Here is a 25411-nt window from a genome sequence, read left to right as displayed (position 1 = left end):
CGCCGCTCAGGCCAGCGGGCCGGTCACCCCCTCCGCCGCCGCCACCAGGCCGCCGCCGCGCACGAACGCCTCCGCCGCCGCCAGGTCGGGCGCGAGGAAGCGGTCCTCCCCCGCCCCGCCGACCCCGGCCGCGCGCGCCGCCGCAACCACCGCACGCGCGGCGGGCCCCGGCAGCAGCCCCTGTGCGGCGAGCGGCGCTCGCAGCTCCAGGGCGCGCGCCGCCGCGAACAGCTCGACCGCCACCACGCGCGTCAGCCCCTCCACCGCCGCCCGCAGCTTGCGCGCCGCCGACCAGCCGAGGGACACGTGGTCCTCCTGCATCGCGGACGACGGGATCGAGTCGGCCGACGCGGGCACCGCCAGACGCTTCAGCTCGGCGACCAGCGCGGCCTGCGTGTACTGCGCGATCATCAGCCCCGAGTCGACGCCCGGGTCGTCCGCGAGGAACGGCGGCAGCCCGTGCGACCTGTTCCGGTCGAGCAGCCGGTCCGTGCGGCGCTCGGTGATCGACGCCAGGTCGGCCGCCGCGATGGCCAGGAAGTCCAGGACGTAGCCGACCGGCGCGCCGTGGAAGTTGCCGTTCGACTCGACGCGCCCGTCGATCACCACCGGGTTGTCCACGGCCGCCGCCAGTTCCCGTTCCGCGACCGCCAGCGCGTGCGCCAGGGTGTCGCGCCCCGCGCCCGCGACCTGCGGCGCGCAGCGCACGGAGTACGCGTCCTGCACGCGCGGCGCGGCGTCCTGGTGGTGGCCGGTGAGCCCCGAGCCATGGAGGACGCGCAGCATGTTCGCGGCGCTCACGGCCTGGCCCGGGTGGGGGCGCAGGGCGTGCAGCTCGGGGGCGAGGACGCGTTCCGTGCCGAGCAGGGCCTCCAGCGTCAGGGCGGCGGTGATGTCGGCGGAGGTGAAGAGCCTGGCGAGGTCGGCACAGGCGAGCAGCAGCATGCCGAGCATGCCGTCGGTGCCGTTCAGCAGGGCCAGGCCCTCCTTCTCGCGCAGTCCGACGGGCTCGATGCCGTGCGCGGCGAGCAGTTCGGCGGCCGGTCGCACGCGCCCGTCGGGCCCCTCAGCCTCGCCCTCGCCGAGCAGCGTCATGGCGCAGTGGGCGAGCGGCGCGAGGTCTCCCGAGCAGCCGAGCGAGCCGTACTCGTGGACGACCGGGGTGATGCCCGCGTTGAGCACGGCGGCCATCGTCCGCGCCACCACGGGCCGCACGCCGGTGTGCCCGGACGCGATCGTCTTCAGCCGCAGGAACATCAGCGCCCGCACCACCTCGCGCTCCACGCGCGGGCCGCTCCCGGCGGCGTGGGAACGCACCAGGTTCCGCTGGAGGCGCGTGCGCAGCTCCGGGCCGATGTGCCGGACGGCGAGCGCGCCGAAGCCGGTGGAGACGCCGTACACCGGCTCGGGCCCGGCGGCCAGCGCGTCCACTGCGCGGCGCGCCTCCTCCATCGCCGCGACAGCGTCGTCCGCCAGCGCGACCCGCGCCCCGTCCCGCGCGACGGCGACGACATCGGCGGGCGTCACGCCCCGGACGGAGAGGGTCACGGTGCTGCTCTGCATAGCCATGGGCAGCAACCTAACGGCGCTGCTAGGGTCTGCGGCAGCGTCGCGTGCCGGCAGCGGATCGCGCTGGGCATGGAGGCGCCGTAGCAAAGGACTCCCGGACATGGAGACCGCTCCGACCGCGCGGTGAGCCGCGCACGGGCCCACGCGTGGGGCCACGAACTACGCACCGTCCACAACCGCCTCCGCAGCCAGGTACGGCGGATACGCGACAGCCTTGAGGCGGGGGAGCCCCGCGAGGAGACGGCGGCGGACCTGCGCCTCTTCTGCGTCGGCTTCTGCACCGCGCTCACCCGCCACCACACCGCCGAGGACGACGCCCTCTTTCCCCGGGTGCTGGCCGCGCGCCCGGACCTCGCCCCGGTCGTCGAACGGCTCATGGAGGACCACGCCCTGCTCGAAGGGCTCATCCGTGAGCTGGACGCCGCCGTACGGCACGCGCCGCCGGACGAGCTGCTGAGCCGGCTCGACGGCGTGGAGGCGCTCATGGAGTCGCACTTCGGCTTCGAGGAACGGCGGCTCGTCCCCGTCCTCGACGCGATGACCGCCCCGGACCCGCCCGCCGCGACCCTGCTGGGGACGGACCCGCCCGGGGAGGGGTGAGTCGAGCGGACGGCCGGCGGACGGAGCGAAGCCGCTGACGGCGGCCGCCCGTCGCCTGGGCCGGGTGCCGGGAACATTCCCCGGCACCCGCGGCGTTCTCACCCGGGGCCCACGGGCCCCGTTCCCCGGAGAGGAGACCCCGCGTGCTGATCGGCGAGCTGTCGCGGCGTACCGGCGTGCACGAGCGGCTGCTGCGCTACTACGAGCAGCAGGGCCTGCTGCACCCCCGGCGCACGCCGAGCGGCTACCGGGACTACCACGAGTCCGACGTACGCGCCGTCCGCCGCATCCGCGAACTCCTCGCCGCCGGACTGAACACCGCCACCATCGCGACGGCCCTGCCGTGCCTGCACGACGAGGGCGAGCGCATGGTGCCCGTCTGCCCCGAGATGGTGAAGCGGCTCCGGCACGAGCGCGACCGCATCAGCCGCGCCATCGCCGAACTCGACGCGTCCCGCAGCGCGCTCGACGGCGTCATCTCCGCCGCGTCCGACCACGGCCCCGGCCTGGCCTGAAACCGCCTGGTCACACGACCGGTCGAGACAGACGGGAGCCGCGCTCCGTTTCTTTTCCGGTGAACGGGCAGGTCAGCGCCCCGGTGGACAACGTTTCCCGATCTTTCCTTTCCGGAAACCGGCACGCGATGGCTAGCATCCGGACATCCAACGCCGGCCCAACTCCCGGAGAGACCATGAGACTTCTCGCCCGAGCCGCCACCATCGCCGGATCGGTGGCACTGATCGCCGGTGGCCTGTCGGCCGGCTCCGCGAGCGCGGCGTCGTTCTGCGACCACCTTCAGCGCGGCTGGGGCTCCGCCTGTTTCGAAAGCTGGGGCGACCTGTTCAAGGTGCGCGACGGCAAGGCCGACGGCTACCGCGTCGTCGCGATCTGGGAGACCGACTACGGGCGCTCCGGCGAGTGCCACAACGCGACCGGCGCCAACCCGTCCAACTGGGTCACCTGCAACTACGACATGAAGGAGACCGGCAGCGTCCGGTTCCGTGTCTGCCTGCGGGACGGCGCCACCGGGCTGAACCAGTCCTGCGAGTTCTGGACCCAGTGGTGGGACATCGGCGCCTTCTGACCCCTCCGGGACCCACGCGGCGGGCGTCCCCTCAATGCGGTCCCCGCCCCCGGATCGTCCGCCGCTCCGCCCCCTCGGCCACCGCCGCCTCCGCGAGCGCCACCGCCGCGTCCCCCGCGCCCCCGCGGCCCGCCACCACGGGCAGCCGTGAACGCGACGCCTTCGCCTCGTACTGCGCCGCGTCCGCCAGCCGGAAAAGCCCCCGCGCCGACCGCACCGGCCCGATCGCCTCCCCCGTGGACGCCACCCCGCAGGCCACGCCCTCCCCCAGCTCCAGCTCGGCCGCCCGGTGGCAGATCTCCTCCGCCGCCCGTTCCACCACGGCCGCCTCCGCGCCGACCGCCAGCAGGCAGAACTCGTCCCCGCCGAGCCGCGCCGCCAGCGCGCCGGGCACCCCCGCCGCACACCGCGACAGCACCGAGCCGAACCGTTCCAGCAGCCGGTCCCCCGTCGCGTGCCCGTATGTGTCGTTGACCCCCTTCAGCCCGTTCACGTCGCACACCACCAGCGTGACGACGGCCCCTGTGGCGCGGTGGCGTTCCAGCGCCTCCTCCAGGCGTATGTCCACCGCCCTGCGGTTCGCCAGCCCCGTCAGCGGATCGGTGTACGCGAGGCGCCGCGCCTCCGCCAGCCGCTCGTACTGCACCAGCCCGGCCCCTATGGCCGACGCCAGTACGGACGCGAAGTCCGCGTCCGCCCGCCCCAGCGGCTCCGCCCCGGCGCCACGCGCCACGTACAGCTCACCCCAGGCCCGCCCGTTCAGCACCAGCGGCGCCACCACGCACGACCCGCGCCCCCGCGCGCGCAGTCCCAGCACCCGGCGGCTCACACGCGGCCCGTCCGCCGTCTCCACCCACGCCTGCGGCTCACCGCCACGGCCCCTCCCGCCGCTCAGGCCTCTCCCCTCACTCAAAAACTCTGTGATCTCCGGAAAGTCGTGCACGGGGTACGACTCGTCCGGCGGGAAGCGCTCCTCCCCCTCGGCCAGCTCCCCCGTGTTCACCAGGACACGCAGCCGGCCCCGCTCGCGTTCCCACACCGACACGGCGGCGAACGAGGCGCGCAGCGCCAGCCGCGCGCCCTCCGCCGCCGCGAGCGCGACATCGGGCAGCGCCTGCGCCGCGGCCATCCGCTGCGCAAGGTCCACGACCGCGCGCACCCGGCTCTCGTCACCCATACGCCCAGGCTATGGGCGTTCCGCGCGGTTTGGTGCTTTCAACTACTCCTTGCCCGCACTTACCGGCCGTCCCCCGAGGGTCACAGAACGGGCCCGCGCGCCCCTAGGGCGCGTCTTCCGGATCTTCCCGGGGCCGCGCTGCCGGCGTGGGGGCACCTCCCGGGCCCCCTTGGGCCTGGGGGAACCTCGCTGCGTTGTCGCATCGCGCGAGTACGAAACGAGTACGAGCTGCGATGCTCCGCCTTGCGAGGCACCGCATCCGACAACGCGGCCTGACCCGACAAGACCCGGAAGACGCGCCCTAGAGCCCCGGCCACTCCGGGGTCCGCTTCTCGTTGAACGCCGCCACGCCCTCCGCGCGGTCGGGCGAGAACGCGACGGTACGCCAGGCCGCGTCCTCCACCTCAAGACCGGCCGCGAGCCCGAGCCCCTGGCCGAGCCGCAGGGCGCGCTTGGCGGCGCGCAGGCCCACCGGGGAGTGCGCCGCGATGCGCGCGGCGAGGTCGAGCGCCTCCGCGCGCGCCGCGCCCTCCCCGTCCCCGGCGAGGACGTCGACCATGCCGAGCCGCAGCGCCTCGGCCGCCTCGACGCGGCGGGCCGTGAAGATCAGCTCGGCGGCGCGCGCGGCACCGACACGGCGCGGCAGCAGCTGCGTGCCCCCGCCGCCGGGGATGACGCCCACGGACACCTCCGGCAGTCCTACGACGGCGGTGGGGTCGGCGACGATCAGGTCGCACGACAGCGCCAGCTCGTACCCGCCGCCGAGCGCGAAGCCGCGCACGGCCGCGACGGCGGGCTGCGGCAGGTCGAGGACGGCGGTGAACGCGGCGCGCAGCACCGTCCGGTGCCGTCCGAACGCGGCGTCGTCGAGACCGTTGCGCTCCTTCAGGTCGGCGCCGACGCAGAACGCGCGGGGGTGCGCCGACGTCAGCACGACCGCCCGTACGCCCGGGTCGGCCGCCAGGTCGGCGCAGGCGGCGGTGAGGTCGCGGGCCAGGGCGGTGGACAGGGCGTTCATCGCGGCGGTGCGCTCCAGGGCCAGTTCGGCGACCCATCCCCGCCCGTGACGGCGGACCGCCACCCACTCGCCGTACCGCCGCTCGTCCGCCGTGCCGTCCGCCGTGTCAGCCATGGGCGCATTCTGGCACCGGGGGCGCACCCGGCGGCAGGGCGCGGCGGCGGGTCAGGCGGTGTCGTCCCGGCGGGTGAGCAGCCACGGTTCGACGATGCCGAGGCCGCGCACGGGCCGCTGGTAGAGGGGCTGGAGCGCGAAGCGGTAGCCGGGCGGGCGGGCGTCGCCCGGGTCGGCCGCGTCGGCGGCCTTCTCGGAGCGCGGCGCGAGGCCCGCGGACGTCAGCTCGTCCCGCATCGCGCCGTCCACCAGGACCATGTCCTTGGGCGCTATCGAGGTGAGGCGGCTGGCGAGGTTCACCGTGTTGCCGAAGACGTCGCCCATGCGCGTCGTGACGGTGCCGAAGGCGATGCCGACGCGCAGCTCGGGCATCATCGGGTCCTCGCGCAGCGTCTCCACCAGGCGCAGCCCGATGTCGGCGGCCGTGCCCGCGTCGTCGGCGGCGAAGAGGACCTCGTCGCCGAGCGTCTTGATCAGCCGCCCGCCCTGCGCGGCGACCTGGTCGGCGGCCGTCGTCTCGAACGCCTCGACCAGCTCGCCCAGCTCCTCCTCCTCCAGGCGCCGCGTGAGCCGCGTGAAGCCCACCAGGTCGGCGAAGCCGACCGCGAGGCGGCGGTCGACCATCTCCGCGTCGTCCTGGGCCTGCACCACGCGCCCGGTGGCCGCGGCGAGCTGCCGCCGCCACACGTACACCAGGAACTCCTGCAGCTCCGGCAGCAGCAGCTCGACCAGCGGCAGCGCCACCTCGGTCCTGGTCATGCCCGGCTCGGGCGGCTCGGTCAGCCCTTCGAGGAACGAGTCGATCTGCCAGTCCGCGAGCCGCGCCGTGGTCTGCCCCGTGGAACGCGCCACCTGGATCGCCATCGGCTCGCTGAGCAGCCCGGCCTCGACGAGGCCCGCGAGCCGCCGCAGCGCCAGCACGTCGGCCTCGGTGAGCACGCGCGCCTGCCCTATGTCCGGGAAGCCCATGGCGCGCCAGAAGCGTGCGGCCAGTTCCATGGAGACCCCGGCGGCGCGGGCGGCCTGGAAGGGCGTGTACTGGCGCTCCGCGCCTATGATCAGCGCCTCGATGCGCAGCGCGATGGTGTCGTCCGACTCGTCGTCCGGGTCGGGGTCGAGGGAGACGGCGGGTACGCGTCCCGGCGGGGTGTCGGGCGCCTGGAACGCGGGTCCCTGGAACGCGGGGCCTGCGGCACCGGCCACGGCGCTCCCGTTCGCGCTGGGCACGCGGGGTGTGGTGCCGGGAGTGCCAGGAGTGCCGGAAGTGTCGGGTGTGCCGGAGTGGTCACGGTCGGCGACGGGTCCGGTGCCGGACCCGCCGGCCGGGTCGCCGGGCGGAGCCGCGTCAGCCTCGGCCACGGTCACCGCCCGCCTCCCGGGAGGCGTTCCCTTCGCTGCGCGCTGCTCCACCGGTCGGTCCGCAGCAGCGCCCGTCGCGCGTTCTCACGCGCCCAACCCTACGGCAGGTGTGCCGTGAGTCACGTCGCCCGGAGGTGCACGATGTCGGCCGCCGCGATCTCGTGGCGCGTTCCCTCCGCGGTGGCGATGACCAGCCGTCCGTCGCCGTCGACGGCCACGGCCTCGCCGCTCAGCTCGCCGCCGCCCGGCAGCTCGGCGCGTACGCGGCGGCCGAGCGTGGCGCACCCGGCGGCGTAGGCGGACTGGAGCGACCCGGCGGCCGGGTCGCCGCCCGCGGCGGTCCACTGGCCGTACCACTGGGCCAGCGACCGGAGCACGGCGCGCAGCAGGGGATCGCGGTCGACGGTGGGCGCGCCCGCGAGCGCCAGTGACCCGGCGGTGGGCACGGGCAGCTCGTCCGCGCGGAGCGAGACGTTGAGGCCGATGCCGAGGACGACGCCGCCGTCCGCGCGTTCGGCGAGGATGCCGCCGAGCTTGCGGTCCTCGCCGCCGACGCGCACCAGCAGGTCGTTCGGCCACTTCAGGGCGGTGTCCACCCCGGCGGCGCGGGCGAGCGCGGTGGCGGTGGCGACGCCGGCGAGCAGCGGCAGCCATGTCAGGCGTTCGACGGGGACGCCGTCCGCCTCCGGGTCGAGCAGCACGGAGAGGAAGAGCCCGGAGCGCGGGGGCGCGTCCCAGGAGCGCCCGAGCCTGCCGCGTCCGCCGGTCTGCGCCTCGGCGACGAGGACGGTGCCGGGCGCGGCGGCGCCGGTGCGGGCGGCCTCGGCGAGGTCGGCGTTGGTGGAGCCGGTGGTGTCGGTGATGTCGAGGCGCGTCCACAGGCCGCCGGGACGGACGAGCGCGGCGCGCAGCGCGGTCGCGCTGAGCGGGGGGCGGTCGAGGTCGGACCAGCGGCTCGGCGTAGGGCTCATGCGGCCACCCTACGGGTGTGACGCACGGGGCACGTCCGGCGCCGGGCGGGCGACGTTAACCTACGGAGCGGTAGCCGCCCGAGGACGAGTAGGAGCGACCGGTGTCCGACGCTGACGACATCCACACCACCGCGGGGAAGATCGCCGATTTCCGCCGCCGCGCCGAGGAGGCGACGCACGCGGGGTCGGCGCGGGCGGTCGAGAAGCAGCACGCGAAGGGGAAGCTGACGGCGCGGGAGCGGATCGACCTGCTGCTGGACGAGGGGTCGTTCACGGAGCTGGACGAGTTCGCGCGGCACCGGGCGACCGCGTTCGGGATCGGCGCGAACCGGCCGTACGGGGACGGCGTGGTGACCGGGTACGGGACGGTGGACGGGCGGCAGGTCTGCGTCTACTCGCAGGACTTCACGGTCTTCGGCGGCTCGCTGGGCGAGGTGTACGGCGAGAAGATCGTCAAGGTCATGGACTTCGCGCTGACGGCGGGCTGCCCGGTGATCGGGATCAACGACGGCGGCGGGGCGCGCATCCAGGAGGGCGTGGTCGCGCTCGGGCTGTTCGCGGAGATCTTCCGGCGGAACGTGCACGCGTCCGGCGTCGTGCCGCAGATCTCGCTGATCCTGGGGCCGTGCGCGGGCGGCGCGGTGTACTCACCGGCGATCACGGACTTCACGGTGATGGTCGATCAGACGTCGCACATGTTCATCACAGGTCCCGATGTGATCAAGACGGTGACGGGTGAGGACGTCGGCTTCGAGGAGCTGGGCGGCGCGCGGACGCACAACACCGTCTCCGGTGTCGCGCACCACATGGCGGGCGACGAGAAGGACGCCGTCGAGTACGTGAAGGCGCTGCTGTCGTACCTGCCGTCCAACAACCTGTCGGAGCCGCCGGTCTGGACGCCGGGACCGGAGGCGGCCGATCTGACGGCGACCCCGGCGGACGAGGAGCTGGACACGCTGGTGCCGGACTCGGCCAACCAGCCGTACGACATGCACGAGGCGATCGAACGCGTCCTGGACGACGGGGAGTTCCTGGAGACGCAGGCGCTGTTCGCGCCCAACATGATCACCGGCTTCGGCCGCGTCGAGGGCGCCTCGGTCGGCGTGGTGGCGAACCAGCCGACGCAGCTCGCGGGCTGCCTCGACATCGACGCGTCGGAGAAGGCGGCGCGCTTCGTGCGGACCTGCGACGCGTTCAACATCCCGGTGCTGACCTTCGTGGACGTCCCCGGCTTCCTGCCGGGCACCGGGCAGGAGTACGGCGGCATCATCCGGCGCGGCGCGAAGCTGATCTACGCGTACGCGGAGGCGACGGTGCCGCTGATCACCGTGATCACGCGGAAGGCGTTCGGCGGCGCGTACGACGTCATGGGGTCCAAGCACCTCGGCGCGGACCTCAACCTCGCCTGGCCGACGGCGCAGATCGCCGTCATGGGGGCGCAGGGCGCGGTCAACATCCTGCACCGGCGCACGCTGGCGGCGCTGGATTCGGACGAGGAGCGCGAGGCCGAACGCGCGCGCCTCACCCAGGAGTACGAGGACACGCTGCTGAACCCGTACGCCGCCGCCGAGCGCGGCTATGTGGACGCGGTGATCATGCCGTCCCACACGCGCCGCCACATCGTGCGCGGCCTGCGGGCGCTGCGCACGAAGCGGCGGCAGCTGCCCCCGAAGAAGCACGGCAACATCCCGCTCTGACCCGGCGCGCGGCCCCGGTCAGTCCACGGAGACGGAGAGCTTCCCGAGGCTGCTCTGCCGGAACGCGGCGAGGGCGGCCGGGGCCTCGCCGAGCGCGTACGTCGCGGTGATCGGGACGGTCAGCCGGTCCGCCGCGACGTCGGCCGCGAGGCGGTCGAGCGTCGCGGTGTCCGGGTCGGCCATGACGCCGGTGACGGTGAGGCGGTCGCCGACGCCGTCGTGCGGCGCCCAGTGCAGCACGGTCGCCAGCCGCCCGCCGTCGGCCAGCAGGGGCGCGAGGGCGTCGGCGTCGCCGGCGAGGTGGATCGCGGCGGCCAGGCCGCGCGGCGCCAGGGCGCGCACCTGGCCGGTGAGGTCGTGCGTGTGGTCCACGACGTGGACGCGCGGGCCGAGCAGGTCGGCGAGGAAGCCGGACTGCACGCCGGGGCGCGCGGTCGCGATCAGGCGCGCCCCGCGCGCGGCGATGTACTGGGCGGCGATCGCCCCCACGCCGCCGGTGGCCCCGGCCACGAGGACCGGCTCGCCCGGCCGCGGGTCGACCGCGTCCACGCAGGCGAGCGCCGTCGTGCCCGCGAGCCCGAGGGCGCCCGCGTCGGCCAGCGACACCCCGGCCGGGATGCGGGCGACGCCGAACGCCTCGGGGACCGTCACGTACTCCGCGAGCCCGCCCTCGCCGACGGGCGGGCGCACCGTCACGCCGAACACCGCCTCGCCGACGCCGTACCCGGTCACCCGCGCGCCGATGGCCTGGACCGTGCCGGCGAAGTCCTTGCCGAGGACGAGCGGGTACGCGCCCCGGTCGCCGAACGCGCCGTCCGCCACCTTGAGGTCGATGCCGTTCACCGACGACGCGGCGACCTTCACCAGCAGCTCGTCGGGGCCCGGCTCCGGGTCGGGCACCTCGGCGACCTCCGGCTCGGACGGCACCTTGCTCCTCAGTACGACCGCGCGCATCGCATGTCCTCTCCACCACGTCGGCACGTCCCGCGAAGCCTAGGATGGCCGGGCACCCCGACCGGGTGACCGACGCGACCGACACGGGAGTGGCTGATGATCACAGTGGTGCGCGGCAATCCTTCGGCGGAGGAGCTGGCGGCGGCGCTGGCCGTCGTGCAGGCCCGGCTCGCGGCGGGCGCCGCGGCGGCGGACACGCCGGGCGTACGCCCCCTGCGCGCGTGGGCGGACCCGGCGCGCGCCCTGACCCGGGGGCTCCCCGCGCCGGGGCAGCACGCCTGGCGCACGAGCCTGTGGCCCGCCTGACGCCCGCCCGCCTCAGCCGGTGACCACCTCCTCGGCGGCCAGCGCCTCGGTGCGCGTGGTGACGGTCTCCCGCAGCAGGTCGGCCGCCGTCCCGATGGCCTCGGCGTCGGCCCCGGCGTCCGTGGCGCGGGTGACGAGGGAGTCGAGGAGGTCGGTCGCGGTGCCGGAGGCGTAGAACTCCTCGTACAGGTCGCGGTACGCGTCGTGGTAGGCGTCGTCGAACGCGTCGAGTTCGAGGAAGCGGGTCTTCAGCACGTTCCCGCCCATCCCGCCGAAGCCCCCGGCCCCCGCACCGCCACCGCCTTCCTCCCCGGCACCGCCGCCGCCCGGGAACCGGCCGCCCTCCGGCGGCTCCATCCCCTCCGGCAGTTCCATGCCCTCGGGCAGTTCCATCCCTTCCGGCGGCTCCATGCCCTCGGGGGGCTGCATGCCGCCCGGCGCCTGGCCGCCTTCCTGCCCGCCCTCCTGGCCCCCGCCGGGACGGCCGCCGCCGAAGCCCATGCCGGTCTCCTCGTCGGGACCCGTGGTGGCGTCGCCGCTGAGCGCGAGGTTGAAGTCCCAGCCGAGGACGCTGAACTTCTTGGTGTCCAGGTCGTACCAGAGCAGGTAGTTGCTGCCGGGACCGGCCATGTCGTCGCCGTTCAGCAGCAGGTTCTGCGTCGCCGTGTAGGCCGCGAAGGACGGGATGTCCACGTGGTCGCCCAGCTCGGCCGCGAACTCCTCGTCGCTCGCGTTCTCCGCCCACCGGATGAGGTCCATGACGGGCTGGAGGTCCTGACTTCCCTTCTTCGTCAGCTGGTTGAAGTCCGCCTCGTACGCGGTCGGGTCGTCGCCCTGGTACGTGAAGCTGCTCCCGGCGCGGGCCTTGTAGAGGACGCCGTTGTCGCCCAGGGTGTCCGTCGCGTACCCGGCGCCCGGGTTCTCCACGACGAGCCGGGTCGCCGCCGGCTCGTTGTTGACGGTGAACGACGAGAAGGTGAAGCGTTCGGCGGGCTGGCCCGACGCCGCCATCAGGCCGAGCGAGACCGCCTCGTTGAGCGGCACCTCGCCGTCGCTGCCGGGGCGCACGGCGAGTTCGCGCATGCCCTGGTAGGCGCGGCCCTCGGCGTACTCGTCCAGGCTGATGAGCCACGGGAGTTCGCCGGGCTTGTCGAAGGACAGCTGGGTACCCATGCCGCCCATCCCGCCGAAGCCGCCGCCTCCGCCAGGGGCCTGCTCGCCGTCCTGCTGCCGGCCACCACCCGGGAACTGACCGTCCTCGGGAAGCTCCACCCCTTCGGGGAGTTCCATCCCCTCGGGGAGTTCACCGCCCTCCGGCAGCCGCCCGCCGCCCGGCATCCCGCCCCCGCCGCCGAGCGACTGGAGCGTGGAGTTGCCCTTCAGCCGCAGCCCGACGCTCGGGATGAACGTGCCGTCGATCGTGAGGTCCGCCTCGATGTACTCCTTCGTGCCGTCCTCCTCGAACGCGTCCGCCATCCGCCGGTAGTCGTCCTCGTCGTACTCGACCTGCACGGTGTGCGTGACGGACTCGTCGAAGAGGTCCACGGCGCCCGCGATGTCGTCGGTCACCACGTCCCCCTCCGCGTCCGAAGCGCTGGTGACCAGCGGCGTGACGCGGGCGTCGCCGAAGTAGACCAGCAGTACGGCCAGTCCGGCGGCGAGCAGGGCCATGGGCCGCCAGTTCTGCCGCAGCCGGACCGGGACGCGGCGGCGCAGCGCGCGCATCACAGGTCCGTCTGGTCGTATCCGGTGAGCACCGCGACCCGCTGGCCACGCGTCCGTTCCTGGAGCGCGCTGACGAGCTGGCCCGGCTTGTGCCCCTTGCGCAGCCGCACTGTGTAGAACAACTCGGTCAGCGCGCCGCCCCGTACGGTCTCCGTGCTCACCAGCTCGAACTCGCTGGTGTGCGCGGCCAGTACGTCCTCGATGTCGGCGGTGAGGTCCTCACCGGTGGGCATCTGCGCCTTCACGACCTGGCGCTGCACGTCGAGGCGGAACATGTTGAAGCGGTTCATCACCAGGATGACCGCGCAGATCACGACGCCGCCGAGCACGGCCAGCGTGTAGAAGCGGGCGCCGCAGGCCATGCCGAGGCCCATCACGAGGAAGATGAAGCCGACGTCGCGCGTCTCCTTCACCGCGTTGCGGAAGCGGACGACCGACAGGGCGCCGACGAGGGAGAACGCGCGGGCCAGGTTCGACCCGACGACCAGCAGGATGATGGCGACGATCATGCCGACGATCACCAGCGTCTGGACGAACGACTGGCTGTAGGAGACGTTCTTGTGCGTGCCGCGGTAGACGTAGCCGACGAGCGTGCTCAGCGCGAAGGACAGCAGCAGGCACAGGATGATGTCGGCGGTGCTGAACGTCCCGCTGAGGTCCTGGAGATCAAGGGACACGGGTCTTCTCCTCCCGCCCGTGGGGCGCGGGCGTCGTGGCGGCGGTGGGGGTGACGGGGAGCATGGGGCTCGGGTGGTGGGCGGGTCCCGCCTCGTGCGCGGGCTCCTCGGGGATGTGGAAGGCCGAGCGGGGCGCCTTGCCGTACGCCTCGACGCTCTGGCAGTACTTGGAGACGCGGACGACGGTGAGGTTGCGCCGCGCGGCGAGGTCGGTGAGCCAGTACGGGACGCGCTCGTTCGCCTTGATCTCCATCACGGCGAGCCGCGGCGGGATGATGAAACGGTTCTCCGCGGTGGCCGTGCCGAGGTGGAAGTCGCGGTCGCGGCCCCGCACGCGCCGGTCGAACGTGACGCGCAGGCCGGTGTCCTGGTCGCGGCCCACCAGGGCCTCGCGGCGGTAGCCGGTGATGGCGGTGGGCCGCAGGTCGAGCCGCACGAGGAGTTCGAGCACCTCGTCGGCGAACCCGCGCTCCCGCTCCCCCACCTCGGCCGATTCGCGCCGGTCGCACAGCGCACGCGCGGCCCGGTAGGGCAGCCGCAGGCGGCGCTTCTGGGTGACACGGTTGACACGCTGCTTGATCTCGACATAGACGGGCGACTCGTCGGTGACGTCGTGCGCCTCGCCGTAGTGCCGGATGCGCAGCTTCCGGCGGAACTTGATGCCCTCGATCTTCTCCCAGTAGAACCGCAGCGACGGGGTGTCGTAGTACAGGCTCCAGACGCCGTATCCGCCGGGCGGGCAGTGGGCGTCGGTGTCGAGGCGGACGGCGAGTTCGTCGCGGAGCGCGGGCACGTCCGTCGCGGGCACGAGGTACTTGATCTCGTAGCGGTTGAACGCGTGCAGTCGGCTGGCCACGCCGGGGCCGTGGCGTGCGTCGGCTGTCATTCCGTCTCCTTTCGTGGTCGGGCCGCGCGGCGGACGGGGGGACGGAGACCGGTGTTCCGGCGCACGGCATCCGGAATTCACCTCCCGTCAACCAACTGGGTCCGTATGAGAAGGAGATGAGAACCGGGTGAGAAGCCGCTCAGTGACCGGCCTCACACGGAGCGGAACGGGGCGAGGCGGGCACCCCGGGCGCGTGCCCGGCGGCGTGAGACGCTGGGGCGCATGAGAAGACTCGTGCTCGCCTCGCAGTCCCCCGCGCGGCTCTGGCTGCTGCGGCAGGCCGGACTCAGCCCCGAGGTGGTCGTCAGCGGCGTGGACGAGGACGCGCTCGACGCCCCGGACCCGGGGGCGCTCGCCCAGGTGCTCGCCGAGGCCAAGGCGGCGGCGGTGGCGGCCCGGCCCGAGGCGGCGGACGCGGTGGTCGTGGCCTGCGACTCCGTGCTCGACCTCGACGGCGAGGCGTTCGGCAAGCCCGCCGACGCCGGGGAGGCCGCGGCGCGCTGGAAGGCGATGCGCGGCCGCACCGGCGTGCTGCGCACCGGGCACTGCGTCATCGACACGGCGAACGGGCGGCGCGCCGCCGCGACCGCCTCGACCACGCTGCGGTTCGGCGAGCCGACGGACGAGGAGATCGCCGCGTACGTCGCGACGGGTGAACCGCTGTCCGTCGCGGGCGCGTTCACCCTCCAGGGGCGGTCGGCGCCGTTCATCGACGGCATCGACGGCGACCCCGGCACGGTGATCGGCCTGTCACTCCCGCTGCTGCGGCGCCTGCTGCGGGACGGGATCGGCGTCGGGATCACCGACTTCTGGACGTGACGGCCCCGGCGGCGGGGTGAGCGTCAGCGTCCCGACGATCAGCGCGAACACCGCCATCAGCACGGCGAACACCGTCCAGTCCACGACCGCGAGCGTCAGCGCGCCGAGCACGGCGTGCAGCCCCGCGCCCGCCGCGAGCACCCGCCGCCAGCCCCGGCCGGGCGGCCGGTCCCGCACGGCGACCCGCAGCAGCGGCACGGCCGTCAGCGCCAGCGCGCCCGCGACCAGCACGCCGCCGCTCCACGCCGCCGCCACGAGCACGCCGGGCGGCACGCCCCCGACCTCGATCTCCTGACGGTCCGCCGCCACCGCGAGGGCGGCGTGCGCGACCCCGGCGACGACCGCGCCACCCAGGCACCCGAGCGCCGCACCGGCCGCCACACCGCGTCTCGCCCGCTGCTCGAAGGCGTCCATGCCCGGCAGGTTACCGAGCGGTAACGCCCCCGGCAATGGGTCGTGCGCGCGCATCGGGGCGCGGCGGCGTCTCCCGGCCGCCCCGACAGGTGAACGGTGGCGCGCGGTTCGTCGAGCGCCGCGCGGTGGTGCCGACCAGTTCCCGCGGGACGCGCGTCGGCCAGGGTGATCCGGTGGGCCACCAGGTCGTACAACTCCCGGACGATGCGCGGCCGTTCCTCGGCCATCCGGCGGCGGTCCCGCTCGGCGTGCCCGAGGACGCCCGCGACCAGCGGGAACGCCACCACCGCCCCGACACGGCTCGCGTTCCTGCCACGACAGGGCCCCGACAAGGGCGCGGCGGCGACCAGCAGGGGGGCCGAGGTGAGCGACACGGCGCTCGCCGCGTGCCGGTCACGGGGCCCGGCGGCTCCGCTGCTCACTCCTGTCACCGTCTCGCCGTCGGGGCGGGACGCCGCCGGGTGCGTACGCGCCACACCCGCCGGACCCCCTCCGGAGGGGGGTGGTCCGATTCGCCGAAGCGCAAAGTTTCCGCATCGTCGTTATCCGGTTCCCACAAACTGTCCGGACGACTGCTGTGCCGGAGTACCGGACTTTCGGCCCGGCCCCGGAATCGGTCGGTAATCGCCCGCGGGGCGCGTACCTTGGGACCGCAGGGCGGACCGCCCGGCGGAGCGCCCGCTCCCACCCTCCGTGTGGGCGAGGTCACTCCTGTGGGCGACTCGTTGCGAGGTGTCGCCACTACCTAAACTCACCTTGTTCCGAGGAGGGAGCCATCGTGCGCAAGGTGCTCATCGCCAACCGCGGCGAAATCGCCGTCCGGGTCGCCCGTGCGTGCCGGGATGCCGGTATCGCCAGCGTGGCCGTCTACGCCGAGCCGGACCGCGACGCCGTCCATGTCCGGGCCACCGACGAGGCGTTCGCGCTGGGTGGCGACACCCCGGCCGCCAGCTACCTGGACATCGAGAAGGTGCTGAAGGCGGCCGCGGACTCGGGCGCCGACGCGATCCACCCGGGGTACGGATTCCTGTCCGAGAACGCCGAGTTCGCGCAGGCCGTGCTCGACGCGGGCCTGACGTGGATCGGCCCGTCCCCCGACGCCATCAGGGCGCTCGGCGACAAGGTCGCCGCCCGGCACATCGCGCAGCGCGCCGGGGCGCCGCTCGTCGCCGGGACGACCGACCCGGTCTCCGGATCGGACGAGGTCGTGGAGTTCGCGCGGGAGAACGGGCTCCCCGTCGCGATCAAGGCGGCGTTCGGCGGCGGCGGGCGCGGCCTGAAGGTGGCCCGCACGCTGGAGGAGATCCCGGAGCTGTACGACTCGGCGGTGCGCGAGGCGGTCTCCGCCTTCGGCCGCGGCGAGTGCTTCGTGGAGCGCTACCTCGACCGCCCCCGGCACGTCGAGACGCAGTGCCTCGCCGACACGCACGGCAACGTCGTCGTCGTCTCCACCCGCGACTGCTCGCTCCAGCGGCGCCACCAGAAGCTCGTCGAGGAGGCGCCCGCGCCGTACCTCACGCCCGAGCAGAACGCCGAGCTGTACCGCGCGTCGAAGGCCATCCTCAAGGAGGCCGGCTATGTGGGCGCCGGTACCTGCGAGTTCCTCGTCGGGCAGGACGGCACCATCTCGTTCCTTGAGGTCAACACCCGCCTCCAGGTGGAGCACCCGGTCTCCGAGGAGATCAGCGGCATCGATCTCGTGCGCGAGCAGCTGCGCATCGCGCAGGGCGAGGAGCTGGGCTACGACGACCCGCCGCTGCGCGGGCACTCGATCGAGTTCCGCATCAACGGCGAGGACCCGGGCCGCGGTTTCCTCCCGGCGCCGGGCACGGTGACGACGTTCGTCCCGCCGCTCGGCCCCGGCGTGCGCGTGGACACCGGCGTCGAGTCCGGCTCGGTGATCGGCCCGGCGTGGGACTCCATGCTGGCGAAGCTGATCGTGACCGGCGCGGACCGCAGGCAGGCGCTGGAGCGCGCGTCGCGCGCGCTGGCGGAGTTCCGCGTGGAGGGGATGGCGACGGTCATCCCGTTCCACCGCGTGGTGGTGCGCGACCCGGCGTTCGCGCCGGAGATCGCGGGGCGTGAGGGCGAGCCGTTCCTCGTCCACACCCGGTGGATCGAGACCGAGTTCGTGAACAACCTGCCCGCGTTCGACGCCGTGGCCGGCGAGGGCGAGGAGTCCAGCCTGCGCGAGACGGTCGTGGTCGAGGTCGGCGGCAAGCGCCTTGAGGTGTCGCTGCCCGCGACGCTGGCGATGCCGCTGGCGCGCGCGGCGGTCGCCGGGGGCGCGCGCCCGGCGCGCCGGAAGGCCGGGGGGCGTGCCGCGGCGGCGGCGACGGGCGCGGCGCTCGCGTCGCCCATGCAGGGCACCATCGTGAAGGTCGCCGTCGAGGAGGGCCAGCAGGTCGCCGAGGGCGAACTGGTCATCGTCCTGGAGGCGATGAAGATGGAGCAGCCCATCACCGCGCACCGCGCGGGCACGGTGACGAGCCTGTCCGCCGAGGTCGGCAGCGCGGTCTCGGCGGGCGCCGTGATCTGCGAGATCAAGGACTGACGCACCCACCACACCCATCCGGCCGGGCCCCCCACGGGCCCGGCCGGACGTGCGTGCGCTTCCCCCCGCCGACGAGAGGCGTCTCCCCTCCCGGCGGGCGGGACATCCGGTCGGCGCCGCCCGCGTGACGCACCGCACCAGCCGTGGCGCGGACCCGGCACAGTCCAGGAGCGGGACGGCCGCGCGGCGTTGACTCGCTTCCGCGCCGGACTCACCGCTCCTCCCGGCGCAGGACGGCCATGGCTGAGGAGTACGGTGACGAGGCAGCCGACGGGCGTTCACCCTCTTCCGCGCGGGAGACCGTGCGCCGTCGGCGAGGTGCCTCCGGCAGACGGCGCGCCGCCACTCCTTCCGCCGCGGGCCAGGGCAGGGCCGGGCTCAGGAGCGGGACGGCGCCCTGCGGCAGACGGACCTCCACCCGGTGCGGACGCCCACCCCCACGCCGGGCCCACCGCCGCTTCCGGAACCGCTCGGAGCAGGACCGCAGGACGTTCACCGGCTCCCGACGCCCGGACCGACCCGGCGGGGCGCGCTGCCACCTCTCCTGACACGGGCCGGGCCGGGCCGGGTTCGAGAGCGGGGACGGACGGCAGGGCGGGCGCATCCGCCCTCCGGCAGGCGGGCGTTCGCCCGAAACGCGGCCCGGCGGACGGTACGCCGCGCCGGACCCACCGCCTCCCCCGGAGCCGGACGGGCACGGCTGAGGAGCGAGGCGGCGCAGCAGCCCACCCACCTTCCCGCGGACGACGAGACCGCCAGGTCCCGCCCCCGTCTCCCGCAGGTACGCCGACAGCCCGGCAGCCGCGCGGATCACCACGGCGCGGTCCATCCGCATCGGGCCCGCGCCCCCCGCGACGCGCAGCCCCGCCATGCTGTCCGGAACGCCCGGCCCGGCGGGGCGTGCTGCCACCTCTCCCGACTCGGGAGCGGGGACGGTCGTCCGCCCGCTTCCGCTGCCCGGTACGGACGCACGCGCCCGCGCCGGGGACCGTCCCGCCGGCGCGCCCGCGGCCCGCGGGGTGCCTCAGCGGCGGCGGGGTGGGGCCAGGTCGCCCAGGCGCTGGCCGAGGGGGCCGTGGCCCGTTGCGCGCGGGCCGGGCAGTTGGGCCTCCCTGGGGTCGCGCGCGTCGCGCAGGTCGCGGCGCGGGCCGTCCAGCGGCGGTTTGACGCCCGGCTGGTGCCCGCCGCCCGCCAGCGAGACGCGTACGCCCTGGTCGGCCAGCGCGTCGATCTCCACGCCCGCCTTGGCGGCCTCCGGCGGCGGCTGGTCCGTCACCAGGTGCGTGATGTGCTCGGTCGGCACGGTCTGGAACGCCGTGTCCGTCCCCAGCTTGGTGTGGTCCGCCAGGACGACGACCTCGGCGGCGGCGCGCACCAGGGCGCGGTCGACACTGGCGGCCAGCATGTTGGACGTGGACAGGCCCCGGTCGGCGGTGAGCCCCGAGCCGGACAGGAACGCGCGGCTGACGCGCAGCCCGAGCAGCGACTGCTCGGCGCCACTGCCGACCAGCGCGTAGTTCGAGCCCCTGAGGGTGCCGCCGGTCATGACGACCTCGACACGGTTGGCGTGGGCCAGGGCCTGGGCGACGAGCAGGGAGTTGGTCACCACCGTGAGGCCGGGGACGCGGGCGAGCCTGCGGGCCAGTTCCTGCGTCGTGGTGCCCGCACCGACGACGATGGCCTCGCCCTCGCGCACCAGGCCGGCCGCGTACTCGGCGATGGCGGTCTTCTCGGCGGTGGCGGCCATCGCCCGCTGGGGGAAGCCCGACTCCCGGGTGAAGCCACCCGGCAGGACCGCACCGCCGTGCCTGCGGTCCAGCAGTCCTTCCGCCTCCAGGGCGCGGACATCGCGCCGCACCGTCACTTCCGAGGTCTGGACAACGCGGGCGAGCTCCCGGAGCGACACTGCCCCGTTGGCCCGCACCATTTCGAGAATCATCTGACGACGTTCAGCAGCGAACACGGAACTGACAGTAACCCCAACGACCATCTTGTTTCAGCAGGTTGCGGGGAATTTCCGAAGTTGTCTATACGTGCGCCCCGGGCGTGCTATGTGCCGCGCGCGCTCGCCCGTGAGCCGCGCGCTGACCAGTGCCTACTGTTCCTCGGCGAACTTCCGTGTATGCAGCTGGCGCGCGGCCTCGGCGATCGAGCCGGACAGAGACGGGTACACAGTGAACGCTTTTGCGATCTGTTCCACCGTCAGACTGTTGTCCACCGCGATCGAAATCGGATGGATCAGCTCACTGGCGCGCGGCGCCACGACCACGCCCCCCACCACGATCCCCGTGCCGGGACGGCAGAACAGCTTCACGAAGCCGTCGCGGACGCCCTGCATCTTGGCCCGCGGATTCCGCAGCAGCGGCAGCTTCACCACCCGTGCGTCGATGCGCCCCTCGTCCACGTCGGACTGCGTCCAGCCCACGGTGGCGATCTCGGGGTCGGTGAAGATGTTCCCCGAGACGGTCCGCAGGTCGAGCGGCGCGACCGCGTCGCCGAGGAAGTGGTACATCGCGATGCGCCCCTGCATCGCCGCGACCGACGCGAGCGCCAGCACACCCGTGCAGTCCCCGGCCGCGTACACGCCAGGCGCCGACGTGCGCGACACCTTGTCCGTCTTGATGTGGCCCGACTCCTTGAGCCGCACGCCCGCCTCGGCCAGGCCCATGTCCGCCGTGTTCGGGACCGCGCCGACCGCCATCAGGCAGTGCGTCCCCGAGATGACCCGCCCGTCCTGGAGCGTCACCTCCACGCGGTCGCCGACCCGGCGGGCGGCCGAGGCGCGCGAGCGGGAGAGCACGTTCATGCCGCGCCGCCGGAAGACGTCCTCCAGCACGGCCGCCGCGTCCGGGTCCTCGCCCGGCAGCACGCGGTCGCGCGACGAGACGAGCGTCACGCGCGAGCCGAGCGCCTGGTACGCGCCCGCGAACTCGGCGCCGGTCACGCCGGAGCCGACCACGATCAGCTCCTCCGGCAGCTCCTTCAGGTCGTACACCTGCGTCCAGTTCAGGATGCGCTCGCCGTCCGGGCGCGCGTCCGGCAGCTCGCGCGGCTGCCCGCCCACGGCGATCAGCACGCCGTCCGCGACCAGCTCGCTCTCCGCCCCGTCCGGGTCCGTCACGGTGACGCGGCGCGACCCGTCCGGCGCCTGGTTCGGCTCCAGCCGGCCCGTGCCGCGCAGCAGCCGGACGCCCGCACGGGTGACGGAGGCGGTGATGTCGTGCGACTGGGCGAGCGCGAGGCGCTTCACCCGCCGGTTCACCTTGCCGAGGTCGACCCCTATCCCGCGCACCTCGTCGCCGATGCCGTCGCCGTCGTGGTCGATCTCGATGCCCAGCTCCTCGTGCGAGGAGTCGAAGCCGGTCATCACCTCGGCGGTCGCGATCAGCGTCTTGGACGGCACGCAGTCGGTGAGCACCGAGGCGCCGCCGAGGCCGTCCCGGTCGACGACGGTCACCTCCGCCCCGAGCTGCGCGGCCACCAGCGCCGCCTCGTAGCCGCCAGGTCCGCCACCGATGATCACGATCCGAGTCACCCCTCCAGTGTCGCGCACGCCCCGCCCGGGACCGGCACGGCCCCGGGGGCGGACTTCGCCGGGTCACCCGCGCCTCTCCCGTACGCTCAGTGCCATGTCGCTCTACGCCGCATACGCCGGAAACCTCGATCCCCGGCTGATGTCCCGCCGCGCACCGCACTCGCCCCTGCGCAGCACCGGCTGGCTCACCGGCTGGCGGCTCACCTTCGGCGGTGAGGAGATGGGGTGGGAAGGCGCCCTGGCCACGATCGTGGAGGCGCCCGTCTCGGACGTGTTCGTCGCGCTCTACGACCTCGCGCCCGCCGACGAGGAGGCCATGGACCGCTGGGAGGGGGTCGGCCTCGGCATCTACCGGCGCACGCGCGTGCGCGTCCACACGCTGGACGGCGACGAGACGGCGTGGGCGTACGTCCTCAACGCCTACGAGGGCGGCCTGCCCTCCGCCCGTTACCTCGGCGAACTGGCGGACGCGGCCGAGTCCGCGGGCGCACCCCACGACTACGTGATGGAACTGCGCAAGCGCCCCTGCTGACGGCACACGCTCTTCACGACCGCACCCGTGCGCGCGCACCCGGGCGTGGCCGAGATCGAACCGTGCCCGGACCGTGCCCCGGAAACCCTCTACGCGCGTAGGAGATGAACGGTTAGGCTCAGCGCGTGAACGCTTCCGATATTGACCAGCCGGCCGGTGCGGCCGCCGCCCGGCTGCGCGAGCTGACCGGTGTGACCAGCCACGACGTCGCCCTCGTCATGGGCTCCGGCTGGGTCCCGGCGGCCGTGGAGCTGGGTGAACCCGCCTTCGAGTGCGACTTCACCGAGCTGCCCGGCTTCCCCCCGCCCACCGTCGAGGGCCACGCGGGCAAGCTGCGCTCCTACCGGGTCGGGAGCAAACGCGTCCTGGTCTTCCTCGGTCGCACCCACGCGTACGAGGGCCACGGCGTCGCCGCCGTCGCCCACGGCGTCCGCACCGCCGTCGCGGCGGGCTGCGGGACCATCGTGCTCACGAACGGCTGCGGCGGCCTGCGCGAGGGGATGCGCGTCGGCCAGCCCGTGCTGATCTCCGACCACATCAACCTCACGGCGACGTCCCCCATCGCGGGCGCCCGCTTCGTGGACCTCACCGACCTGTACTCGCCCCGGCTGCGCGCCCTGTGCCGCGAGATCGACCCGTCGCTGGAAGAGGGCGTGTACGTCCAGTTCCCCGGGCCGCACTACGAGACGCCCGCCGAGATCCGCATGGTCCGCGCGATCGGCGGCGACCTGGTCGGCATGTCGACCGTCCTGGAGGCCATCGCCGCGCGCGAGGCGGGCGCCGAGGTCCTGGGCATCTCCCTGGTCACCAACCTCGCCGCCGGGATCACCGGCGAGCCCCTGAACCACGAGGAGGTCCTCCGGGCCGGGCGTGACTCCGCCGCCCGTATGGGGGCCCTCCTCGCCAAGGTGCTGGGCCGTATCTGACCATGAACGCATGACCGATCACGACGACACCGACCTGTCGCGGGACCTGACCGCGCGCGCCCGCGCCTGGCTCGCCGAGGACCCCGACCCGGAGACGCGCGCCGAGCTGTCCGCGCTGCTGGCGGCGGACGACCGCGGCGCGCTGGCGGAACGGTTCGCCGGCACGCTCCAGTTCGGCACGGCGGGGCTGCGCGGCGAGATGGGCGCGGGCCCGATGCGCATGAACCGCGCCGTGGTGATCCGCGCGGCGGCCGGGCTGTCGGCGTACCTGCGGGAGACGGGGGCGGGGCCCGGCGGCCTCGTCGTCGTCGGCTACGACGCGCGGCACAAGAGCGCGGACTTCGCCCGGGACACCGCCGCCGTGGTGACGGGCGCGGGCCTGCGGGCCGCCGTCCTGCCGCGCGCGCTGCCGACGCCGGTGCTCGCGTTCGCCATCCGGCACCTGGGCGCCGTCGCGGGCGTCATGGTCACGGCGAGCCACAACCCGCCGCGCGACAACGGCTACAAGGTGTACCTCGGCGACGGCAGCCAGATCGTCCCCCCGGCGGACGCCGACATCGCCGCGCGCATCGCGGCCGTGGGGGCGCTGGCGGACGTGCCGCGGCCCGAGGCGGGCTGGGAGACGCTCGGCGAGGACGTCGTGGAGGCGTACCTCGCGCGCAGCGGCGCCGCGCTGACGGGCGGCTCGCCCCGTTCCGTCTCGGTGGTCTACACGCCGCTGCACGGGGTGGGGCGGCCGGTGCTGGCGGCGGCGTTCGCGCGGGCGGGCTTCCCGCCGCCGGTGGACGTGCCGGAGCAGGCGGAGGCCGACCCGGACTTCCCCACCGTCGCGTTCCCCAACCCGGAGGAGCCCGGCGCGATGGACCTCGCCTTCGCGGCGGCCCGCGCGTCCTCCCCCGACCTGGTGATCGCCAACGACCCGGACGCCGACCGCTGCGCCGCCGGTGTCCCGGCCCCGGCGGCCGAGGGCGGCTGGCGGATGCTGCGCGGCGACGAGGTGGGCGCGCTGCTGGCGACGCACCTGGTGCGGCGCGGGCGGCGCGGGACGTTCGCGGCGTCCATCGTCTCGTCGTCCCTGGCGGGCCGCATCGCGACGGCGGCGGGGCTGCCGTACGAGGAGACGCTGACCGGCTTCAAGTGGCTGGGGCGCGTGCCGGACCTGGGCTTCGGCTACGAGGAGGCGCTCGGCTACTGCGTCGACCCCGAGGGCGTGCGCGACAAGGACGGCGTCACGGCCGCGCTGCTGCTCGCCGAGCTGGCGGCGGAGGAGAAGGAACGCGGCGGGCGCACCCTCGCCGATCTGCTGGACGACATCGCCGTGGCGCACGGCCTGCACGCGACGGACCAGCTGTCCGTGCGGGTCGCGGATCTCGCGGTGATCGCGGACGCGATGGCGCGGCTGCGGTCCGCGCCGCCGCGCGCGCTCGGCGGGCTGGCGGTGGAGGCGGCGGAGGACCTGGCGGAGGGCGCCGGGGGGCTGCCGCCCACGGACGGGCTGCGGTACCGGCTGGCGGGCGCGGGCGCGGTGGAGGCGGCGCGGGTGATCGTGCGGCCGAGCGGGACCGAGCCGAAGCTGAAGTGCTACCTGGAGGTGGTCGTCCCGGTGGAGGGCCACGACGCGCTGCCGGACGCCCGCGCGACGGCGGCCGGGGCGCTGGCGGCGGTCAAGCGCGACCTGGCGGAGGCGGCGGGCCTGGAGGTGTGACGCCGGGGGGCGCGACGAATGCCAACCGTTCCGCCCAGCAGCGGCGACTGCCGACGGGGCACCCGGCACCGAAGTACGCGCGGCGAGTGCGACGCGTCCAGCGGAGCCGCCTTGGCGTGTGCGGGCACTGCCGCGTACTGCCGACGGGCCGCCCGGGACGGAGGCGTGCGACGGGTGAGCCGCCCTCCGCGCGAGCTGCCCAAGGCGGAAGTACGCGTGGTTGGTGGTGAGCGGCCAATGCGACCGTCCCAGCGCGTGCGGGCACTGCCGCGTCCCCAGCCCGGGCTCCCCCGGGTGGGCCGGTGGGTGTCGGCTGTCGGGTGCGGCCCGTTGGTTGTGCCCCGCGGCGGGTGGGCGTCAGGTGGCGGGTGCGGCGCGTCCCGCGAGGACGGCCTCGGTGAACGCGGGCGGGGGCAGGTAGGCGTGGTGCGTCACGTAGTGGTGCACCATCGTCGGCGCGCACAGCCACACCCCGTCCGGCGTGACCACGCGGACCTCGGCCGTGCCGAGCAGTACGGACGCGCCTGCGATGGCGGCGTTCACGGGGAAGCCGGGCGTACCGTCCGCGTGCGGCCGGTCGCAGGCGTGCATGCCCCGCGTCTGCGCCCGCCGCTCGTCGCGGCACAGCAGGCCGAGCCGTTCGGTGAACCCGGCGGGGGGCTCGCCCGTGGGGAGGTCGTGCGGGGCCGCGAGCCAGCCCACGTTCAGCGCCGTGACGCCGGGCGGCACGGTCCCGGGCAGGTAGGTGTACGGGGTGAGGTCGGCGAAGTGGGTCATGTGGCGCGGCTT

The 25411-nt window shown here is 74.6% G+C and carries 23 protein-coding genes; 10 read left to right on the top strand and 13 right to left on the bottom strand.

The window, feature by feature from the left end:
- Positions 1-6 precede the first annotated feature (6 nt).
- Positions 7-1563 carry a histidine ammonia-lyase gene (gene hutH, locus ACIBPC_RS28975; RefSeq protein ID WP_398848741.1) on the bottom strand — a complete coding sequence of 519 codons (1557 nt, stop codon included), beginning with the start codon at positions 1561-1563 and terminating at the stop codon, positions 7-9.
- A gap of 129 nt (positions 1564-1692) precedes the next feature.
- On the opposite strand from hutH, the gene ACIBPC_RS28970 reads away from it, so the two are divergent.
- The 3 genes from ACIBPC_RS28970 to ACIBPC_RS28960 all read left to right on the top strand — a co-directional run bounded on the left by ACIBPC_RS28970 (position 1693) and on the right by ACIBPC_RS28960 (position 3253).
- Positions 1693-2169 carry a hemerythrin domain-containing protein gene (locus ACIBPC_RS28970; protein ID WP_398848711.1) on the top strand — a complete coding sequence of 159 codons (477 nt, stop codon included), beginning with the start codon at positions 1693-1695 and terminating at the stop codon, positions 2167-2169.
- Positions 2170-2312: 143 nt separating this feature from the next.
- The gene (locus ACIBPC_RS28965) at positions 2313-2684 is read left to right on the top strand and encodes a MerR family transcriptional regulator (RefSeq protein ID WP_398848710.1); all 372 of its coding nucleotides are present in this window, start codon (positions 2313-2315) and stop codon (positions 2682-2684) included.
- 176 nt (positions 2685-2860) lie between these two features.
- Positions 2861-3253: a hypothetical protein gene (locus ACIBPC_RS28960; RefSeq protein ID WP_362968571.1), complete on the top strand. Its 393-nt coding sequence runs from the start codon at positions 2861-2863 to the stop codon at positions 3251-3253.
- 31 nt (positions 3254-3284) lie between these two features.
- Here the strand turns inward: ACIBPC_RS28960 and ACIBPC_RS28955 are convergent, their stop codons facing one another.
- The 4 genes from ACIBPC_RS28955 to ACIBPC_RS28940 all read right to left on the bottom strand — a co-directional run bounded on the left by ACIBPC_RS28955 (position 3285) and on the right by ACIBPC_RS28940 (position 7892).
- Positions 3285-4430, bottom strand: coding sequence for a GGDEF domain-containing protein (locus tag ACIBPC_RS28955; RefSeq protein WP_362968572.1), 1146 nt, complete (start codon positions 4428-4430; stop codon positions 3285-3287).
- 301 nt (positions 4431-4731) lie between these two features.
- Complete coding sequence (locus tag ACIBPC_RS28950; RefSeq protein ID WP_398848708.1) at positions 4732-5562, bottom strand: enoyl-CoA hydratase/isomerase family protein; 831 nt, start codon at positions 5560-5562, stop codon at positions 4732-4734.
- A gap of 51 nt (positions 5563-5613) precedes the next feature.
- On the bottom strand, positions 5614-6921 hold the full coding sequence (locus ACIBPC_RS28945; RefSeq protein ID WP_398848706.1) for an adenylate/guanylate cyclase domain-containing protein: 1308 nt from the start codon (positions 6919-6921) through the stop codon (positions 5614-5616).
- A gap of 119 nt (positions 6922-7040) precedes the next feature.
- The gene (locus ACIBPC_RS28940) at positions 7041-7892 is read right to left on the bottom strand and encodes a biotin--[acetyl-CoA-carboxylase] ligase (protein ID WP_398848704.1); all 852 of its coding nucleotides are present in this window, start codon (positions 7890-7892) and stop codon (positions 7041-7043) included.
- Between the two features lie 101 nt (positions 7893-7993).
- On the opposite strand from ACIBPC_RS28940, the gene ACIBPC_RS28935 reads away from it, so the two are divergent.
- Positions 7994-9589, top strand: a complete 1596-nt coding sequence (locus ACIBPC_RS28935; protein WP_362968576.1) for an acyl-CoA carboxylase subunit beta — start codon at positions 7994-7996, stop codon at positions 9587-9589.
- 18 nt (positions 9590-9607) lie between these two features.
- Here the strand turns inward: ACIBPC_RS28935 and ACIBPC_RS28930 are convergent, their stop codons facing one another.
- Positions 9608-10543 carry a zinc-binding alcohol dehydrogenase family protein gene (locus ACIBPC_RS28930; protein WP_398848702.1) on the bottom strand — a complete coding sequence of 312 codons (936 nt, stop codon included), beginning with the start codon at positions 10541-10543 and terminating at the stop codon, positions 9608-9610.
- A 96-nt stretch (positions 10544-10639) separates the two neighbouring features.
- On the opposite strand from ACIBPC_RS28930, the gene ACIBPC_RS28925 reads away from it, so the two are divergent.
- The gene (locus ACIBPC_RS28925) at positions 10640-10849 is read left to right on the top strand and encodes an acyl-CoA carboxylase epsilon subunit (RefSeq protein WP_398848700.1); all 210 of its coding nucleotides are present in this window, start codon (positions 10640-10642) and stop codon (positions 10847-10849) included.
- A gap of 12 nt (positions 10850-10861) precedes the next feature.
- On the opposite strand, the gene ACIBPC_RS28920 is transcribed toward ACIBPC_RS28925, so the two are convergent.
- Genes ACIBPC_RS28920 through ACIBPC_RS28910 form a run of 3 tightly spaced genes read right to left on the bottom strand, consistent with a single transcriptional unit; the run spans position 10862 to position 14137 of the window.
- Positions 10862-12574: a CotH kinase family protein gene (locus ACIBPC_RS28920; protein WP_398848698.1), complete on the bottom strand. Its 1713-nt coding sequence runs from the start codon at positions 12572-12574 to the stop codon at positions 10862-10864.
- Positions 12574-13251 (bottom strand): DUF4956 domain-containing protein, encoded by a 678-nt coding sequence (locus ACIBPC_RS28915; protein WP_398848696.1) that lies wholly within the window; start codon positions 13249-13251, stop codon positions 12574-12576. Before ACIBPC_RS28915 ends, ACIBPC_RS28920 begins: the two co-directional genes overlap by 1 nt.
- Entirely contained in the window at positions 13241-14137 is an 897-nt protein-coding gene (locus tag ACIBPC_RS28910) for a polyphosphate polymerase domain-containing protein (RefSeq protein ID WP_398848695.1), read from the bottom strand. Before ACIBPC_RS28910 ends, ACIBPC_RS28915 begins: the two co-directional genes overlap by 11 nt.
- A gap of 222 nt (positions 14138-14359) precedes the next feature.
- Here ACIBPC_RS28910 and ACIBPC_RS28905 point away from each other — a divergent pair, with 222 nt between their 5' ends.
- On the top strand, positions 14360-14956 hold the full coding sequence (locus ACIBPC_RS28905) for a nucleoside triphosphate pyrophosphatase (RefSeq protein WP_362967874.1): 597 nt from the start codon (positions 14360-14362) through the stop codon (positions 14954-14956).
- Here ACIBPC_RS28905 and ACIBPC_RS28900 read toward each other — a convergent pair.
- Positions 14888-15370 carry a hypothetical protein gene (locus ACIBPC_RS28900; RefSeq protein WP_362967872.1) on the bottom strand — a complete coding sequence of 161 codons (483 nt, stop codon included), beginning with the start codon at positions 15368-15370 and terminating at the stop codon, positions 14888-14890. The genes ACIBPC_RS28905 and ACIBPC_RS28900 overlap by 69 nt on opposite strands.
- Before the next feature lie 778 nt (positions 15371-16148).
- Between ACIBPC_RS28900 and ACIBPC_RS28895 the strand changes: the two genes are divergently transcribed.
- The gene (locus ACIBPC_RS28895; RefSeq protein WP_398848692.1) at positions 16149-17924 is read left to right on the top strand and encodes a biotin carboxylase N-terminal domain-containing protein; all 1776 of its coding nucleotides are present in this window, start codon (positions 16149-16151) and stop codon (positions 17922-17924) included.
- 1024 nt (positions 17925-18948) lie between these two features.
- On the opposite strand, the gene ACIBPC_RS28890 is transcribed toward ACIBPC_RS28895, so the two are convergent.
- Positions 18949-19863, bottom strand: coding sequence for a DeoR/GlpR family DNA-binding transcription regulator (locus tag ACIBPC_RS28890; protein ID WP_362967866.1), 915 nt, complete (start codon positions 19861-19863; stop codon positions 18949-18951).
- Positions 19864-20019: 156 nt separating this feature from the next.
- Positions 20020-21459 (bottom strand): NAD(P)H-quinone dehydrogenase, encoded by a 1440-nt coding sequence (locus tag ACIBPC_RS28885; RefSeq protein ID WP_362967864.1) that lies wholly within the window; start codon positions 21457-21459, stop codon positions 20020-20022.
- A 94-nt stretch (positions 21460-21553) separates the two neighbouring features.
- Between ACIBPC_RS28885 and ACIBPC_RS28880 the strand changes: the two genes are divergently transcribed.
- The 3 genes from ACIBPC_RS28880 (at position 21554) to ACIBPC_RS28870 (ending at position 24622) form a co-directional block, all read left to right on the top strand.
- Positions 21554-21991, top strand: a complete 438-nt coding sequence (locus tag ACIBPC_RS28880) for a gamma-glutamylcyclotransferase (protein WP_362967862.1) — start codon at positions 21554-21556, stop codon at positions 21989-21991.
- 125 nt (positions 21992-22116) lie between these two features.
- Complete coding sequence (locus ACIBPC_RS28875; RefSeq protein WP_362967860.1) at positions 22117-22917, top strand: purine-nucleoside phosphorylase; 801 nt, start codon at positions 22117-22119, stop codon at positions 22915-22917.
- 10 nt (positions 22918-22927) lie between these two features.
- Complete coding sequence (locus ACIBPC_RS28870) at positions 22928-24622, top strand: phospho-sugar mutase (RefSeq protein WP_398848690.1); 1695 nt, start codon at positions 22928-22930, stop codon at positions 24620-24622.
- Positions 24623-24979: 357 nt separating this feature from the next.
- Here ACIBPC_RS28870 and ACIBPC_RS28865 read toward each other — a convergent pair whose 3' ends face one another.
- Positions 24980-25399, bottom strand: coding sequence for a hypothetical protein (locus ACIBPC_RS28865; protein ID WP_398848688.1), 420 nt, complete (start codon positions 25397-25399; stop codon positions 24980-24982).
- Positions 25400-25411 lie beyond the last annotated feature (12 nt).

This window comes from Streptomyces sp. NPDC049879 (assembly GCF_044461265.1).
In the GTDB taxonomy this organism is placed as follows: domain Bacteria; phylum Actinomycetota; class Actinomycetes; order Streptomycetales; family Streptomycetaceae; genus Streptomyces.
The sequence above is the reverse complement of the archived record's forward strand: the minus strand, read 5'-3'. Positions and strand labels throughout refer to the sequence as shown.

Coding starts and splice junctions, on each gene's coding strand:
- hutH (WP_398848741.1), bottom strand. CDS start 1,563: ATGCAGAGCAGCACCGTGACCCTCTCCGTCCGGGGCGTGACGCCCGCC.
- ACIBPC_RS28960 (WP_362968571.1), top strand. CDS start 2,861: ATGAGACTTCTCGCCCGAGCCGCCACCATCGCCGGATCGGTGGCACTG.
- ACIBPC_RS28955 (WP_362968572.1), bottom strand. CDS start 4,430: ATGGGTGACGAGAGCCGGGTGCGCGCGGTCGTGGACCTTGCGCAGCGG.
- ACIBPC_RS28950 (WP_398848708.1), bottom strand. CDS start 5,562: ATGGCTGACACGGCGGACGGCACGGCGGACGAGCGGCGGTACGGCGAG.
- ACIBPC_RS28940 (WP_398848704.1), bottom strand. CDS start 7,892: ATGAGCCCTACGCCGAGCCGCTGGTCCGACCTCGACCGCCCCCCGCTC.
- ACIBPC_RS28930 (WP_398848702.1), bottom strand. CDS start 10,543: ATGCGCGCGGTCGTACTGAGGAGCAAGGTGCCGTCCGAGCCGGAGGTC.
- ACIBPC_RS28925 (WP_398848700.1), top strand. CDS start 10,640: ATGATCACAGTGGTGCGCGGCAATCCTTCGGCGGAGGAGCTGGCGGCG.
- ACIBPC_RS28920 (WP_398848698.1), bottom strand. CDS start 12,574: ATGCGCGCGCTGCGCCGCCGCGTCCCGGTCCGGCTGCGGCAGAACTGG.
- ACIBPC_RS28910 (WP_398848695.1), bottom strand. CDS start 14,137: ATGACAGCCGACGCACGCCACGGCCCCGGCGTGGCCAGCCGACTGCAC.
- ACIBPC_RS28905 (WP_362967874.1), top strand. CDS start 14,360: ATGAGAAGACTCGTGCTCGCCTCGCAGTCCCCCGCGCGGCTCTGGCTG.
- ACIBPC_RS28900 (WP_362967872.1), bottom strand. CDS start 15,370: ATGGACGCCTTCGAGCAGCGGGCGAGACGCGGTGTGGCGGCCGGTGCG.
- ACIBPC_RS28890 (WP_362967866.1), bottom strand. CDS start 19,863: ATGATTCTCGAAATGGTGCGGGCCAACGGGGCAGTGTCGCTCCGGGAG.
- ACIBPC_RS28880 (WP_362967862.1), top strand. CDS start 21,554: ATGTCGCTCTACGCCGCATACGCCGGAAACCTCGATCCCCGGCTGATG.
- ACIBPC_RS28870 (WP_398848690.1), top strand. CDS start 22,928: ATGACCGATCACGACGACACCGACCTGTCGCGGGACCTGACCGCGCGC.
- ACIBPC_RS28865 (WP_398848688.1), bottom strand. CDS start 25,399: ATGACCCACTTCGCCGACCTCACCCCGTACACCTACCTGCCCGGGACC.